11 protein-coding genes are annotated in these 14,587 nt (G+C 30.3%); 7 read left to right on the forward strand and 4 right to left on the reverse strand.

The genetic code is table 11. The annotated features are described in order from the left end of the window. The first annotated feature begins 129 nt into the window (after nt 1–129). The 3 genes from LX78_RS01135 to LX78_RS01145 are packed head-to-tail and all read left to right on the forward strand — an operon-like array spanning nt 130 to nt 4,509. Nucleotides 130–999: an MBL fold metallo-hydrolase gene (locus tag LX78_RS01135; protein ID WP_109680799.1), complete on the forward strand. Its 870-nt coding sequence runs from the start codon at nt 130–132 to the stop codon at nt 997–999. Nucleotides 1,000–1,006: 7 nt separating this feature from the next. Continuing rightward, nucleotides 1,007–2,617, forward strand: a complete 1,611-nt coding sequence (locus LX78_RS01140; RefSeq protein ID WP_109681346.1) for a S8 family peptidase — start codon at nt 1,007–1,009, stop codon at nt 2,615–2,617. Between the two features lie 59 nt (nt 2,618–2,676). Beyond that, nucleotides 2,677–4,509: a M1 family metallopeptidase gene (locus LX78_RS01145; RefSeq protein ID WP_109681347.1), complete on the forward strand. Its 1,833-nt coding sequence runs from the start codon at nt 2,677–2,679 to the stop codon at nt 4,507–4,509. Nucleotides 4,510–4,565: 56 nt separating this feature from the next. Here the strand turns inward: LX78_RS01145 and LX78_RS01150 are convergent, their stop codons facing one another. Together LX78_RS01150 and LX78_RS01155 are read right to left on the reverse strand one after the other, a co-directional pair. Then, nucleotides 4,566–5,759 (reverse strand): succinylglutamate desuccinylase/aspartoacylase domain-containing protein, encoded by a 1,194-nt coding sequence (locus LX78_RS01150; RefSeq protein ID WP_109680800.1) that lies wholly within the window; start codon nt 5,757–5,759, stop codon nt 4,566–4,568. Next, the gene (locus LX78_RS01155; protein WP_109680801.1) at nt 5,759–7,615 is read right to left on the reverse strand and encodes a CBS domain-containing protein; all 1,857 of its coding nucleotides are present in this window, start codon (nt 7,613–7,615) and stop codon (nt 5,759–5,761) included. The genes LX78_RS01150 and LX78_RS01155 overlap by 1 nt, the downstream gene beginning before the upstream one ends. 130 nt (nt 7,616–7,745) lie before the next feature. Between LX78_RS01155 and rnpA the strand changes: the two genes are divergently transcribed. From rnpA to LX78_RS01170, 3 genes are all read left to right on the forward strand, one after another. Beyond that, complete coding sequence (rnpA, locus tag LX78_RS01160) at nt 7,746–8,123, forward strand: ribonuclease P protein component (RefSeq protein WP_109680802.1); 378 nt, start codon at nt 7,746–7,748, stop codon at nt 8,121–8,123. A 6-nt stretch (nt 8,124–8,129) separates the two neighbouring features. Beyond that, the gene (locus tag LX78_RS01165) at nt 8,130–9,767 is read left to right on the forward strand and encodes a S41 family peptidase (protein WP_109680803.1); all 1,638 of its coding nucleotides are present in this window, start codon (nt 8,130–8,132) and stop codon (nt 9,765–9,767) included. A 65-nt stretch (nt 9,768–9,832) separates the two neighbouring features. Beyond that, the gene (locus tag LX78_RS01170; protein ID WP_109680804.1) at nt 9,833–10,684 is read left to right on the forward strand and encodes an OmpA family protein; all 852 of its coding nucleotides are present in this window, start codon (nt 9,833–9,835) and stop codon (nt 10,682–10,684) included. Here LX78_RS01170 and LX78_RS01175 read toward each other — a convergent pair. Together LX78_RS01175 and rpiB are read right to left on the reverse strand one after the other, a co-directional pair. Continuing rightward, a complete protein-coding gene (locus LX78_RS01175) occupies nt 10,681–11,124 on the reverse strand; it encodes a GNAT family N-acetyltransferase (protein ID WP_109680805.1) in 444 nt (147 codons plus the stop codon). The two genes, LX78_RS01170 and LX78_RS01175, sit on opposite strands and share 4 nt — an antisense overlap. 46 nt (nt 11,125–11,170) lie before the next feature. Further along, complete coding sequence (gene rpiB / locus LX78_RS01180) at nt 11,171–11,605, reverse strand: ribose 5-phosphate isomerase B (RefSeq protein WP_109680806.1); 435 nt, start codon at nt 11,603–11,605, stop codon at nt 11,171–11,173. Nucleotides 11,606–12,344: 739 nt separating this feature from the next. Between rpiB and rnr the strand changes: the two genes are divergently transcribed. After that, the gene (rnr, locus tag LX78_RS01185; RefSeq protein ID WP_109680807.1) at nt 12,345–14,582 is read left to right on the forward strand and encodes a ribonuclease R; all 2,238 of its coding nucleotides are present in this window, start codon (nt 12,345–12,347) and stop codon (nt 14,580–14,582) included. Nucleotides 14,583–14,587 lie beyond the last annotated feature (5 nt).

Here is a 14,587-nt window from a genome sequence, read left to right on the forward strand (position 1 = left end):
TAGAATTCATGTTTAAAACAAGATTAAACATAACCAGTTGTTCTTTTTGGCTTATAAAATGTTAAAAAACATCTAATAATACCTCATTATTTTCACTTATATTACCTGTTTTAGTAATTTGCACTCCTTATGAATTTATATCCTATTGAATCTGGAAATTTTAAGTTAGATGGAGGAGCCATGTTTGGTGTTGTTCCTAAATCTTTATGGCAAAAAACAAACCCTGCCGACAGCAACAACATGATTGATATTGCTGCTAGATGCCTACTTATTGAAGATGGTAATAGACTTATTCTAGTAGATACTGGAATGGGTAATAAACAAAACGATAAGTTTTTTGGCTACTATTACCTTTGGGGAAATCATACCATAGATAAATCCTTAAAACAATATGGTTATCATCGAGATGATATAACAGATGTGTTTATGACACATCTTCACTTCGATCATTGTGGTGGAAGTGTTCAATGGAATAAAGATAGAACAGGCTACGAACCTGCTTTTAAAAATGCTAAATTTTGGAGCAATCAAGCCCATTGGGAATGGGCAACACAGCCAAATAAAAGAGAAAAGGCTTCTTTTCTTAAAGAAAACATTCTTCCAATGGAAGAAAGTGGCCAGCTAAATTTCACGTCACTTCCTGAAATTGATTTATTAAAAAATTCAGAATTAGGTTTCGATATTTTCTTTGCAAATGGACATACAGATAAACAAATGATTCCAATGATAAATTATAAAGGAAAAACCATTTGTTTTATGGCAGATTTATTACCAACTGCTGGTCATTTACCAATTCCTTTTGTTATGGGCTATGATACGAGGCCTCTTTTAACTTTAGACGAAAAAGAAAAATTCCTGAATTTAGCAGCAGATAATAATTATTACTTATTTTTGGAGCACGATGCACATAACGAGATTATTACAGTAAAGCATACTGAAAAAGGCGTGCGACTAAATAATGTTTTTACTTGTAATGATATTTTTAACTATAATACTTAATATTAAAATGAAATTAATTAAACCTTTCTTCCTTTCAGTTCTTGTAGCTACAGCTTTATCTAGTTGTGGTGGTGGTGCTGATATTGTTTCAACTCCTGTTGAAAACATTGATTCTGTTCCTTTAAAAGTATCAGAATTAACTGAAAATGAAAAACACACTTGGGGACATTTAGATCTTGTAAAAGATACAATTCCAGGAATGAGTGTTGAAAAAGCATATGCTGAAATTATAAAAAGTAAAAAAGGGCAAACTGTTATTGTTGCAGTAATTGATTCTGGTATCGATATCGAACACGAAGATTTAAATGACGTTGTTTGGGTAAATGAAGACGAAATTGCAGGTAATGGAATAGACGATGATAAAAACGGCTATGTAGACGATATTCATGGTTGGAACTTTTTAGGAGATGCCTACGACGAGCAATTAGAATATGTTAGAATACTTGCAAGTGGAGACAAAACTAATCCTGAATTTGCTAGAGCTCAAGCAGAATACGATAAAGAATATGAAGAAACTGTTGCTAGAAAAGCACAATACGATCAAATTTATGAGCAAGTAAAAAATGCAAATGAAGTGATTTCTGAATATCTAGGTAAAGACGATTATACTGCAGATGAAGTAAACGCTATTGAATCTGATGATGAAGCAGTAACAAAAGCTGTTGGAGTTATGAACTTTATGTATGGAAATGGTTTCGATTCTACTGAGACAGCTTTAAAATCAATAAAAGGTGGAGTAGATTATTTTACAGATAAATTAAATGCAAACATAAACATAGACTTCAATGGAAGAACAACTGGCGATGATCCAAACGACCTTACTGATGTAGGTTATGGAAATGGTAACGTGCTTCCTTCTGAAAAAGGCGAAAGTCATGGAACTCACGTAGCTGGAATTATTGCTGCAGAACGTGGTAATGGATTAGGTGTAGATGGTGTAGCAAATAATGTAAAAATTATGAGCTTAAGAGCAGTTCCTAATGGCGATGAGTACGATAAAGATATTGCATTAGCTATTAGATACGCTGTAGATAATGGTGCAAAAGTTATTAACGGAAGTTTTGGTAAATACTACTCACCACATAGCGACTGGGTAAGAGATGCTATAGCTTATGCTGGTAAAAACGATGTGGTATTCGTAAATGCTGCAGGAAACGAAGGTCAAGATTTAGACCAGAAAGAATGTTATCCAAACGATCAAGTAAATAGTGGTCCTGAAGTATCTGATACTTTTATTACTGTTGGTGCATTAGAGCCTAAATATGGTTCTAATATGGTTGCTGGTTTTTCTAACTACGGAAAAATTAACGTAGATGTTTTTGCTCCTGGAGCAAAAATTTACTCGACAACTCCAGAAAATGAATACGACACTAAAGGTGGTACTTCAATGGCTGCTCCTGCAGTAGCTGGTGTAGTTGCATTAATACGTTCTTACTATCCAAAACTATCTGCTGCTCAAGTAAAACAAATAATACTTGACTCTGGTTTAGCTTTATCTACTAAAGTTGTTGTTGGAGGAGATTCAGAAAACATTCAACCAATTGGTGACTTATCTAAATCTGGAAAAATAATGAATGCATACAATGCGCTAATCATGGCGCAGCAAATGTCTAAATAAATATATTTAACCTCTAAAACCTCATCATTAAAACGATGGGGTTTTTTAATTCATTTAAAATGAAAAAATTCTTTTTATTCCTTTTTAGTTTAAGCTTTCTTATTTCTACTGCCAATCCCAAAGAAATAGAGCCAAATAAAACAACCAGTAACTCTAGTTATTGGCAACAACATGTAGATTACAAAATGGATATAACCATGGATGTAAATAACTACAGATACAATGGAACACAACAATTGGTTTATACAAACAACTCTCCAGATGTGTTAAATCGTGTGTATTATCATTTATACTTTAATGCCTTTCAACCAGGAAGCGAAATGGATATTAGATCTCAAAATATAGCAGATCCAGATGGTCGTGTTGGAGATAGAATTAGCAAATTAACACCAGAAGAAATTGGTTATTTAAAAGTTACATCGCTAAAACAAAATGGCATTATTTTAAATTACGATGTGGTTGGAACAGTATTAGAAGTACAGCTAAACGAACCTATTCAACCAGGAGAAAAAGTAACTTTCGATATGGTTTTTAATGGGCAAGTACCTGTACAAATTCGTCGTTCTGGTAGAAATAATGCTGAAGGTGTTGCGTTATCTATGACACAATGGTATCCAAAATTAGCAGAATACGATTTTGAAGGTTGGCATGCAGATCCTTACATAGGAAGAGAGTTTCATGGTGTTTGGGGAGATTTTGACGTTACTATTAACATCGATAAAAACTATACAATAGGAGGCTCTGGTTATTTACAAAACCCAAATGAAATTGGTCATGGTTATGAAACTGGAGAAGTAAATCAACCTAAAGGAGACATGCTTTCTTGGCATTTTTTAGCACCTAAAGTACACGACTTTACTTGGGCTGCAGATCCAGAATTTATTCATGATACAATGCAAGTGCCAGATGGACCAATGCTGCATTTTTTATATAAAAAGAATTTAGAAGCAGAGTATTTAGAAAACTGGAAACAATTACAGCCTAAAACAGTTGAGCTAATGAACTATTTTAGTGAAAACATAGGTATGTATCCTTACAAGCAATATTCTGTAATTCAAGGAGGAGATGGAGGCATGGAATATGCTATGTGCACCTTAATTACTGGAAAACGTAAATTAGGTAGTTTAATAGGTGTTACAGCTCACGAATTAGCTCATGCATGGTTTCAGTTTTTATTGGCAACTAACGAGCTTAAACACTACTGGATGGACGAAGGTTTTACAAGTTATATTAGCGATTATGCCATGGATGCAGTTATGGGAACAAACGAAGATAATCCTACTACTAATGCTTATAGAGGTTATCTTTATTTAGCTACTTCTGGAAAAGAACAACCACTTACAACGCAAGCAGACCGTTTTGAGTACAATCAAGCCTATGGTATTTCAGCTTATAGTAAAGGTGAAGTTTTTATGGCACAATTAGGCTATGTTATTGGCGAAGACAATTTAAAGGCAACCATTAAAAAGTATTTTAATGATTTTGCTTTTAAACATCCAACACCGAATGATTTTATTCGTACTGCTGAAAAAATTACAGATTTTGAATTAGATTGGTATTTAATAGATTTTGCTCAAACAACAAATACTATTGATTATGGTGTTAAAGCTGTAAGCGATAAAACTATTATGTTAGAACGTATTGGACTAATGCCAATGCCTTTAGACTTAACAGTTACTTATACAGATGGAACAACTGAAGATTATTACATTCCATTACGTATGATGCGTGGAAAAAAGCCAACAACGGCTACAACCATATCTAATTGGGCTTGGGCTTACCCAACCTATACTTTTGAAGCATCTAAAACTATTAAATCGGTTCAAATAGACCCAAAAGAATGGATGGCAGATGTTAACAAAGAGAATAATAAATTTGAGAAACAAGACTAAAGTCTTAATTCAAATAAAAAAACCACTTGAAAAGGTATCAAGTGGTTTTTTTATTTCTATTTAAACCAAGTTTCATTTTTATATAAATCTACTCTAGAAACACGTTCTCTATTATAAAGTAACATGCGTGTTTTATCCAATTGTTGACTTCTAAAACCAAAAACATGAAAGATTTGTTTGGCTAGGTATTTGGTGACTTTTAAATTAACAGATAAGATGCCTTTTTTTCTATCGTGCCATGAAATTCCTGGTAATAACACCAATAAATTATCTCCTTTATATCTTCTTAATAACTCAGACATTTTTAAAAAAATTGGTTTTATTGTTTTAATTAAAAAAAAGCCTTCTTCGCCTTGTGATTGATATAATGGCATAAATATTCTTGCATTATATTCAGAAAAAATATCTTTATTGTTACTAATAGCTAATCGTTTTCCTTTTGCAATTTTTTGAAAGCTATTAAAACCATTAACCATTTTAAAATTGTCGTTTTGTTTAATTTTATGCAAATAAGTTACTTCAAATACATGATTGTTGTTTTGAGATTGATGTTTTAATCTATTATAATGAATTTCAAAATCTACCAAATCGTTTTTATTTAATACTTCAGCAAAAACCAATGTTAAATATATAAAAGACAACCCATTTAACACAGCATCCACATCGTCATGTTGACCAGATTCAAACCCAAGAGAGACGTAGCCTAATTGATTGATATAACTTAATAAAGGGCCTGATAAATATTCTTCAATTCCTAAAACAATAGGTACTGGAAATTGTTGCGAAAATTTTCTATTAATAAGCGCATCGTTAATAGTTATAAAAGGCAATGTTTTACTAGATGTGGTGTGCAAATCTATAAAGTAGATAGGTCCAGAATGCTTGTCTTTTATTTCTTTTAAAAGATTGTATAAATCTAGTTGCTCTAAGTTTTCGGCTTTTAAATTATTATTAGATATTAAATTTTCTAAATTATCTTGAGTCCAAAGCCTGTTTAAGTCTTGTTCTATAAATCTCTTATTAACAGAAAGTGCTTCTAAATTTCCTGCTATAGCATATAGATTTCCTTTTAAATTTTCTAGTGCATCACTTTTTAAAAATTCGTTTAAAGCAAAAACACCAGCTGTTTCATTTCCATGAATTCCTGCAAAAAAAACTATAGTTGGCCTATTTAAAGAGCTGGAAAAATTAGTAATAATCCGTTCTACTTCAATCTGTTTATTAAGTGCTTTACTAATAACTTTTACCATTAATCTAAAAAATCTTTTGAAGTTAATAAGCCTATTAATTTGCCTTTTTCAATAACTGGTAAGCAATTTATTTGATTGGTTATCATCAATATTTTGGCTGTTTCTAAAGTTTCGTATTGACCAATTGTTATAAGCTCTTTGGTCATAATATCTTCTACTGATACGCCTTTGTCTATATAATGGTTAGAAAGCCCTTTAACATCTGTAGTGGTAATGAGCCCAATAATATGTTTATCTCCATCAATTACTGGCATGTGTCTAATTTTTTTCCATTTCATAATGTTTACTACAAGCTGTAAACTATCATCTTTAAAAACCGAAAATATATCTGTACTCATGGCGTGTTTAACAACATGATTTTCTTTATTGTCTGGAATCTCATTTTTATTAATCATACTCCAAGAACCAATTGGATAATTTAGTTCTTGCTTTTCATATAACTGAGAAGTTAAAACTTGAGCAGATTCAAATTTGGTTCTTTCTTTATTTAAATGTCTGTAATTCTTAATAAGCCATTGCGAACCATTATGAGATGTAACTCTATTTTCAATAATGGTTAAATATTTTTCAACATCAGCAGGATTTACTCCAACACTATACAGACCTCTATATGCCATTGGTAATAATTCGTCTAAAATTAATTGATGACTAGAAATGTATTTTCCATCCCATAAAAATTGCGTTGCCATGCCATATCTAGCTGCACTAAAAAAGTTTGATTTTACATCTTTAAAATTCCATTTCTCATGAATATTATCAAATTTTGAAGGTTTTCCATGCATAAGTCCAACCCAAAACATCATATTGGCAATTTCATCTGTAACTGTTGGTCCTGAGGCTATGTATCTGTTTTCAATTCTTAAATGTGGTTTGCCTCCACCAACGCCATAACATACGCGATTCCATTTATAAACTGTTCCACTATGTAGGCTTAATGCCTTTAATTTAGGGATTTCACCTCTTTCAATCATATCTACACTATCTGTAATATATTCTGAGGTTACTAAGCTTCTAAACCTAGAAATATTATCTCTAAAAACATCTGTAACACTTCCTGTTTCCCAATTGTTACCAAAACTAACTCGAGATTGATTTTCATTTAGCATAATAGAATTAGCTCTAGTATCTACACTTTGAGTAAATAAAGCTATTCGAGATTCTGCCCAAAGTTCTTTTCCAAATAATAACGGAGAATTTGTACAAATACTAAGTACAGGACCAGAAATAGCCTGAGCCCAATTATAGCTGTCTATAAAATTATCTGGATGTATCTGTAAATGCATTTGAAAACTTGTGTTACAGCCTTCTAGCATAACAGAATCGTGTTGAAAATTAAGCTCGTCTACACCTTTAATATGAATATTAAAATCTTGATTTCTAGATTCTTTAATAGCTTCGTTTAGCACATAATAACGCTGAATAGGCGTCATATTATCTATAGTAATATGCTTTAAAGATAAAGTTGGCAACATACCTGTTAATATAACCTTAGAATTGTATTTATTAGCAGATTCCTTTGCTTTATCTAATAGAGTTGTTAACTGTTCTTCTAGTTTAGAAAAACAATCTGTTTTAAGTTCCTGAGGATCTAAATTAATCTCTAAATTAAAGTTTCCTATTTCGGTTGTAAAATGATCATCGTTAATGTCTTCAAGAATTTCAAGCGCATTATTATTAGGAAAAAAGGAATCGTTAACAATAAAAAACTCTTGCTCTGCTCCTATTCTTATAGGTTCTTTTTCAATTAAATCCTGCTGAAGCATGAGATCTAAAGCCTCAATATCATTCATTAAATGATAAATATAATTAGCGTGTTCTTTTTTGTTTTGAAGTTTTGTAACATTTAAATTTCCCATACTTAAAGCCGTTTAATTATAAGCTATTAAATTACTGCAATTCAATAAAATAAAATATGATTTATATCATATAGAAAAAGGATGGCTTGAAGATTGCTGGTAATTGTTACTTTTGCTTTATCTGTAAATTATGAGTACAACCTATTCACATAAAGAAAAACTTAAAAGCGAAAAACTTATTTCGCAATTATTTCTTGAAGGAAAATCTGTTTCGGCTTATCCTTTAAGAATGGTTTATTTAAAAACCACTTTTACTGATGCTGTAAAAATTAAAGCTGGTGTTTCAGTTTCTAAAAGAAATTTTAAAAAAGCTGTGGATAGAAACCGAATTAAACGTTTATTGCGTGAGGCTTATAGATTAGAAAAAGACTCTTTTTTTAACAACATGACAACACAATATGCGTTTATGATTTTGTACATTGGGAAAGAAAAACCAACTTACACAGAGGTGGAGATAAAAATGAAGCAACTGTTACAAAAATTTATAGAAAAAAGTACAAAAGAATAATTTAGAATGAAAAACAGACTAAAAAAAATAATTATCATTCCTGTATTAGCTGTCACCATCTTTTTTACAGGAACTGCTTTCCAGAACGATTTCTTTGAAATAGCTAAACAAATAGAAATTTTTACAACATTATTCAAAGAAATTAATATGAATTATGTTGATGAAACCAATCCTGCCGATTTAATGGATACTGCTATAAAAAGCATGTTAAAAGATCTAGATCCTTATACAAATTTTTATAACGAACAAGATGTTGAAGCAGAACGTATAAGAAGAACTGGAGATTACACAGGAATTGGAGCTAAAGTAAGAACCTTACAAGACAGGCTTGTTATAGTAGAGCCTTATAAAGACTATCCAGCAGATAAAGCTGGATTAAAGGCTGGTGATGAAATAATTAAAATTGGAGACATAGTAATTGATTCTTACGAAGAAGATGCAGGAGACTTACTTAAAGGGACTCCAAATACAGCTGTAGAAGTTACATATGTGCGTCAGGGAAAAGAAAACATTACAACCATTACACGTACTGAAGTTGAAATTGATGCTGTTCCTCATTTTTCTATGATAGATGCTAAAACAGGTTATATTGTTTTAAGTACTTTTAATAGCAAAGCATCTACTCAAACTGGTTATGCGCTTAAAGATTTAAAGGCTCAAGGTGCAGAGAGTATTATTTTAGATCTTAGAAATAATCTTGGAGGCTTACTACACGAAGCTGTAAATGTGGTTAATTTGTTTGTCCCAAAAGGTCAGCTAGTTGTTACAACTAAATCTAAAGTTAAAAAATACAACAGAACCTATTACACACAAAAAGATGCTATTGATACAGAAATACCTTTAGTGGTTTTAATTAATGGAAGTAGTGCATCTGCCAGCGAAATTGTATCTGGTTCATTACAGGATTTAGATAGAGCTGTAATTGTAGGTTCTCGTAGTTTTGGTAAAGGCTTAGTACAACGTCCAAAACCTCTAACTTATGGCACACAAATAAAAATAACTATCTCAAGATATTACACGCCTTCTGGTCGTTGTATTCAAGCACTAGATTACTGGAATAGAGACGAAAAAGGAAATGCTGTTAGAATTGATAGCGAAAAATACCATGAGTTTAAAACCAAAAATGGTCGTCCAGTTTTCGATGGAGGAGGTGTTCTTCCAGACGAATCATTGGAAATTTCTAAAAATTCTGCCATTACAAATGCTATTATAGAAGACTTTTTAATCTTTGATTTTGCAACAGATTATTACTATAAAAACCCTAATGTAACAGATGTTAATAAATTAGAATTAACCAATACAGATTTTAAAAACTTTAATAATTACCTATCAACAAATAATTTTTCTTTTATAACTGAAACTGAAAAATCCTTAAAAAAAGTACTTGAAAATGCTAAAAAAGAGGAACTAGACGATAACATAAAAACAGACTATAATACCTTATTAACTAATTTGAATAATTCGAAAGAATTGGCTATATCAGAAAATAAAGATCAAATTCTATACTTATTAACCGACGAAATTGTAAAGCGTTATGTTTATAGAGAAGGATTATATGATTATTATAAAATTCATAATCCAGAAATTAGAAAAGCCACAGAAATTCTTTCAAATCCTTCAAAATATAATAGTTATTTAAGATAAATTAGTATCATTTAAAATATTGTTTGTAAATACTTATATTTACTTGTAATTTCATGTGACCTACTATGAAACATCTTTTATTTATATCATTCTTTCTTTACAGTTTATTAACAACTGTACAAGCTCAATTAACTCATGAAGTTTATTTTGAGACAGATAAGTTTGAAGTGCCTCCAACAGAACATAATAGATTATTAATGTTTCTTTCAGAAATTGAAGGTTTAGATATTCAAAAAATATCAATTTATGGATTTACAGACGATAGAGGTAGCGACTCTTATAATCTAGTCTTATCTCAAGAAAGAGCTAATTCAATTAAAACCATTTTTTCTAATAACGAATTCGACGAATCTATAATTACAAATGTCGATGGTAAAGGAGAGATTTTAATAAAACTTGTTAAAGAACAAGACTTAAATAAAATAAGAGGATTAAATAGAAAGGTTGAAATTATTGTGCAACCATATGATCCTCCAAGAGATCTTACTGTTAAGCCAGAAAAGAAAAATACAACAGAATCCATACTTGACGAAAATTTAAAAGCTGGAGATAAAATTCTTTTGGAAAATATTTTATTTAAAACAGGTTATAGTGTGTTGTTACCTGAGTCTAAAAAAACTCTGGAAGATATTGCTAATGTTTTAGTAACTAGAAAAGATATTTATTTTACCATTCAAGGTCATGTTTGTTGTACTCAAAACAGTAGAGATGCTTTAGATAGAAAAACCAAACAACGTAATTTATCTGTGGCTCGAGCTAAATATATTTACGATTATTTAGCAAAAAAAGGAGTTGATAAAAAACGAATGAAATTTGTTGGAATGCGTAGAAAATTCCCTCTTGGTGGCGAACCAAAATTCGATAGACGTGTGGAAATATTAATTACTTATGTTGGCGAAACAAATCAAAGACATTAATTTCTTATCATTGCTATATGTGGAATACCATCTTCTAAGTATTCTTCGCCAGTTTCTTTAAAACCTAAATTATTATAAAACCTTTTTAAGTAACATTGGGCTGAAATTTTAATAAGAGTTTCATTAAACTCTTCTTTTATAGCTTTTATAGAAGCCTCCATAATTTCATAACCATATTTAAATTGTCTTTGTTTTTCTGCAACTACAACTCTACCTATACTTGACTCTTTAAAATAATCACCTGGTTTAAAAATACGTGTATAAGCTACTAATACATTGTCTTTATATCCTAAAACATGCCAAGCTTTCTGGTCTTTACCATCTACATCTTGATACACACAATCCTGTTCTACTACAAAAACTTCAGCTCTTAATTGAAGTACATCGTAGAGTTCTTGTGTGCTTAATTCATTAAAGGTTTTCGTAACTATTAATAGCATGGCTTTATTAGACTATAAATGGATTATTTTGTTAAATAATACGCATTTAACAAGATGCTGGAATTTTATTTACTCGGTTTTGATGTCTACCACCTTCAAATAAAGTTTCTAAAAAGGTATCAACCATTTGTATTACTTGTGGAATGGCAGTATATCTTGCTGGAATACACATAATATTAGCATTATTATGTTGTCTAGTTAGTTCTGTTATTTCTTTCATCCAACAAATTCCAGCTCTTACATTTTGATATTTATTTGCAGTCATAGCAACACCATTTGCACTTCCACAAATTAAAATACCATAATCTACTTTTTTATCATTAACATCCTTAGCTACTGGATGAACAAAATCTGGAAAATCCACACTATCATTTGTGTCTGTTCCATAATTTATAACAGTATAGCCTTTAGCTTCTAAATGTTTTATTATAGCAAATTTGTATTCTGTCCCAGCGTGATCGTTACCAATAGAAATTTTCATTTTTTAAGTTGTGTATTTGTTATTGTAAAGGTACAAAATGTAGTTAGATAGCTCTACTTTTTTTATACCTTTAGTAAATAAGATTATCTAATTGTTAATAGCTTCATCTTATAAAACCCATAACCTGTTAATAACTGTTTATAATTATTTAAAACTAAAATATTGTTTATTCAATAAATTTTTCAATCAAAAATAGAGATGAAATAACCTAAATATAACTCTGTTATTTTTAGATAAGTTTTCAGACAAAATTTTAAGTTTATAAACAGTAATTTATTTAATAGTTATGAATATTTACTATTAAAAACCACTTATTAACAACTATTAAAAACTGTTAATAGTTTTAATAAAAGGTATGGAAATGAAGCTCTTAAATATAAAATAATTGTTAACTATATATTAATAGAACGTCAACAAGATAACATCAAAATAAAACTTAAAAAAGTTATACCTTTATTAACAAGCAATCATAATCATTATTTATTTTTTAAATTTTAAAAGAAAAAATATGATTGTATATATAAATGTGGATAACTAGTTTTTAAAGATTAAATATTAATTAATTATTAAATTTTTGAAGTTAAAAAAGTATTTAATATTAAAAACGTAGCTTTGCAGTATTCTTAATGAATTGATTTAAAAGAATTCATAGTAAATTAAACAGACTTCCTATATTAAAACATTCGTCCGAATAGAGAAAATTCAGTTTCATTAAGATTAATAAATGATTACAAAATAAATGACAAAAAAGAAAAAAAGGAAACCTTCACATAACCAGATTTCCAACCTTACAAATACCATTCTAAGTATTTTAAAAAAAGATAGAAACCAATCCTTCAACTATAAACAAATTGCTGCTAAACTTGGTGTAAACGACGCAAGTAGTCGCAATCAAATTATTAAAAAACTTCAACAACTTAAAGCAAAACAAGAAATTGAAGAAGTAGAACGGGGTAAATTTAAAGCCATTGTTAATACCGAATATCACACAGGAATTCTGGATATGGCTTCAAAAGGTACTGGATATATTATTAGCGACGATTTTGAAGATGATATTTATATATCTTCAAATAATATGAACAAAGCGCTTCATGGAGATCAAGTCGAGTTTTATGCTTACAAACGCTTAAAACGTGGTAGACGTGAAGGCGAAATTACAAATATTATCAAGCGTGCTAAAAGCGAGTATGTTGGTGTAATTCAATTCAGTAAAAATAATAATTTCGCTTTTGTAGTTGTTGATTCAAATAAAATGTACAAAGATATTTTTGTACCAATTAATAAAATTAACAAAGCTGAAGATGGAGATAAAGTTCTAGTTTCTTTAGACGATTGGCCTGAAAATTCCGATTCACCAAATGGTCGTATTTTAAAAGTTTTAGGAAAACCTGGAGAGCATAATACAGAAATCCATTCTATTTTAGCCGAATATGGTTTGCCTTACGAGTTTCCTCACGAAGTAGAAGATTATGCAAACAAATTAGATACCTCAATTACAAAAGAAGAAATAGCAAAACGTCGCGATATGCGAGATGTTTTGACTTTTACAATAGATCCTAAAGATGCTAAAGATTTTGACGATGCCTTATCGTTTCAAATCATGGATAATGGCTTATTTGAAATAGGAATTCATATTGCAGATGTCTCACATTATGTGCAACCAGATACGGTTTTAGACGATGAAGCTTACGAGAGAGCTACTTCAGTTTATTTAGTAGATCGTGTGGTACCAATGCTTCCAGAAGTATTATCTAACAATGCATGTTCTTTAAGACCACTTGAAGAAAAATACACCTTTTCTGCTGTTTTTCAAATGAATGATAAAGGCGAAGTTAAAAATGAATGGTTTGGAAGAACCGTTACCTATAGTGATGCCAGATTTGCTTACGAAGAAGCGCAAGCTATTATAGAAAATAATCCAAATCTCACATCGAGCGCAATCGAGATGTCTCAAATAAATAGAACAATTCCAGCTGAAGTTTCTCTTACAGGAAAAGAATATCAAACCACACCAGAAATTGCACAAGCTACTCTTAAGTTAGACGAATTAGCAAAAATCATGCGAAGAAAACGTATGAATTCTGGAGCTATTTCTTTCGATAAAGTAGAGGTGAAATTCAATTTAGACGCACAAGCTAATCCAGTTGGTGTTTTCTTTAAAACAAGTAAAGATGCTAATAAATTAATTGAAGAATTTATGTTATTAGCTAATAGAAAAGTGGCTGAATTTATAGGAAAACAATCTCCTAAAAAAACCTTTATTTATCGCGTTCACGACGAACCAGACGATAGTAAATTAGCAGCATTACAAAATGTTGTAAGTCGTTTTGGATATAAATTAAACTTTAAAGATAGAAAGAGTATTGCTTCATCTTTAAACAATTTATTAAGTGAAGTAAATGGTAAAAAAGAACAGAATTTAGTTGATACGTTAACTATTAGAACTATGAGTAAAGCTGAATATACAACTAAGAATATTGGGCATTATGGTTTAGCTTTCGATTATTACAGTCACTTTACCTCTCCAATTAGAAGATATCCAGATGTTATGGCACATCGTTTGTTACAACATTATCTAGATGGTCAAAAATCGGCTAACGAAGAAGTTTACGAAGATAAATGTAACCATTCCAGTAATATGGAAAATCTAGCTACAAAAGCAGAAAGAGATTCTATTAAATACATGCAAATTAGATTTATGCAAGATCATAAAGATGAAGAATTTGTAGGTGTTATTTCAGGTGTTACCGATTGGGGAATTTATGTTGAAATTATTGAGAATAAATGCGAAGGTATGGTTAGTGTTCGAGACATGAAAGACGATCATTATGTATTTGATGATGACCATTATGCTTTAATAGGAAAAAATTCTAAAACCATGTATCAACTTGGCGACGAAGTAATTGTAAAAGTGAAAGATACAGACTTAGTTAAAAAGCATTTAGACTTTACCTTAATTGGTAAAAACGAAGATTAAATATT

This window comes from Xanthomarina spongicola (assembly GCF_003148645.1).
Classification (GTDB): domain Bacteria; phylum Bacteroidota; class Bacteroidia; order Flavobacteriales; family Flavobacteriaceae; genus Xanthomarina; species Xanthomarina spongicola.

What these genes read in the sequence shown, in the direction of transcription:
- rnpA (WP_109680802.1), top strand. Translation starts at nt 7,746, where the DNA reads ATGAGTACAACCTATTCACATAAAGAAAAACTTAAAAGCGAAAAACTT.
- LX78_RS01165 (WP_109680803.1), top strand. Translation starts at nt 8,130, where the DNA reads ATGAAAAACAGACTAAAAAAAATAATTATCATTCCTGTATTAGCTGTC.
- rpiB (WP_109680806.1), bottom strand. Translation starts at nt 11,605, where the DNA reads ATGAAAATTTCTATTGGTAACGATCACGCTGGGACAGAATACAAATTT.
- rnr (WP_109680807.1), top strand. Translation starts at nt 12,345, where the DNA reads ATGACAAAAAAGAAAAAAAGGAAACCTTCACATAACCAGATTTCCAAC.
- LX78_RS01155 (WP_109680801.1), bottom strand. Translation starts at nt 7,615, where the DNA reads ATGGGAAATTTAAATGTTACAAAACTTCAAAACAAAAAAGAACACGCT.
- LX78_RS01135 (WP_109680799.1), top strand. Translation starts at nt 130, where the DNA reads ATGAATTTATATCCTATTGAATCTGGAAATTTTAAGTTAGATGGAGGA.
- LX78_RS01150 (WP_109680800.1), bottom strand. Translation starts at nt 5,759, where the DNA reads ATGGTAAAAGTTATTAGTAAAGCACTTAATAAACAGATTGAAGTAGAA.
- LX78_RS01175 (WP_109680805.1), bottom strand. Translation starts at nt 11,124, where the DNA reads ATGCTATTAATAGTTACGAAAACCTTTAATGAATTAAGCACACAAGAA.
- LX78_RS01170 (WP_109680804.1), top strand. Translation starts at nt 9,833, where the DNA reads ATGAAACATCTTTTATTTATATCATTCTTTCTTTACAGTTTATTAACA.
- LX78_RS01145 (WP_109681347.1), top strand. Translation starts at nt 2,677, where the DNA reads ATGAAAAAATTCTTTTTATTCCTTTTTAGTTTAAGCTTTCTTATTTCT.
- LX78_RS01140 (WP_109681346.1), top strand. Translation starts at nt 1,007, where the DNA reads ATGAAATTAATTAAACCTTTCTTCCTTTCAGTTCTTGTAGCTACAGCT.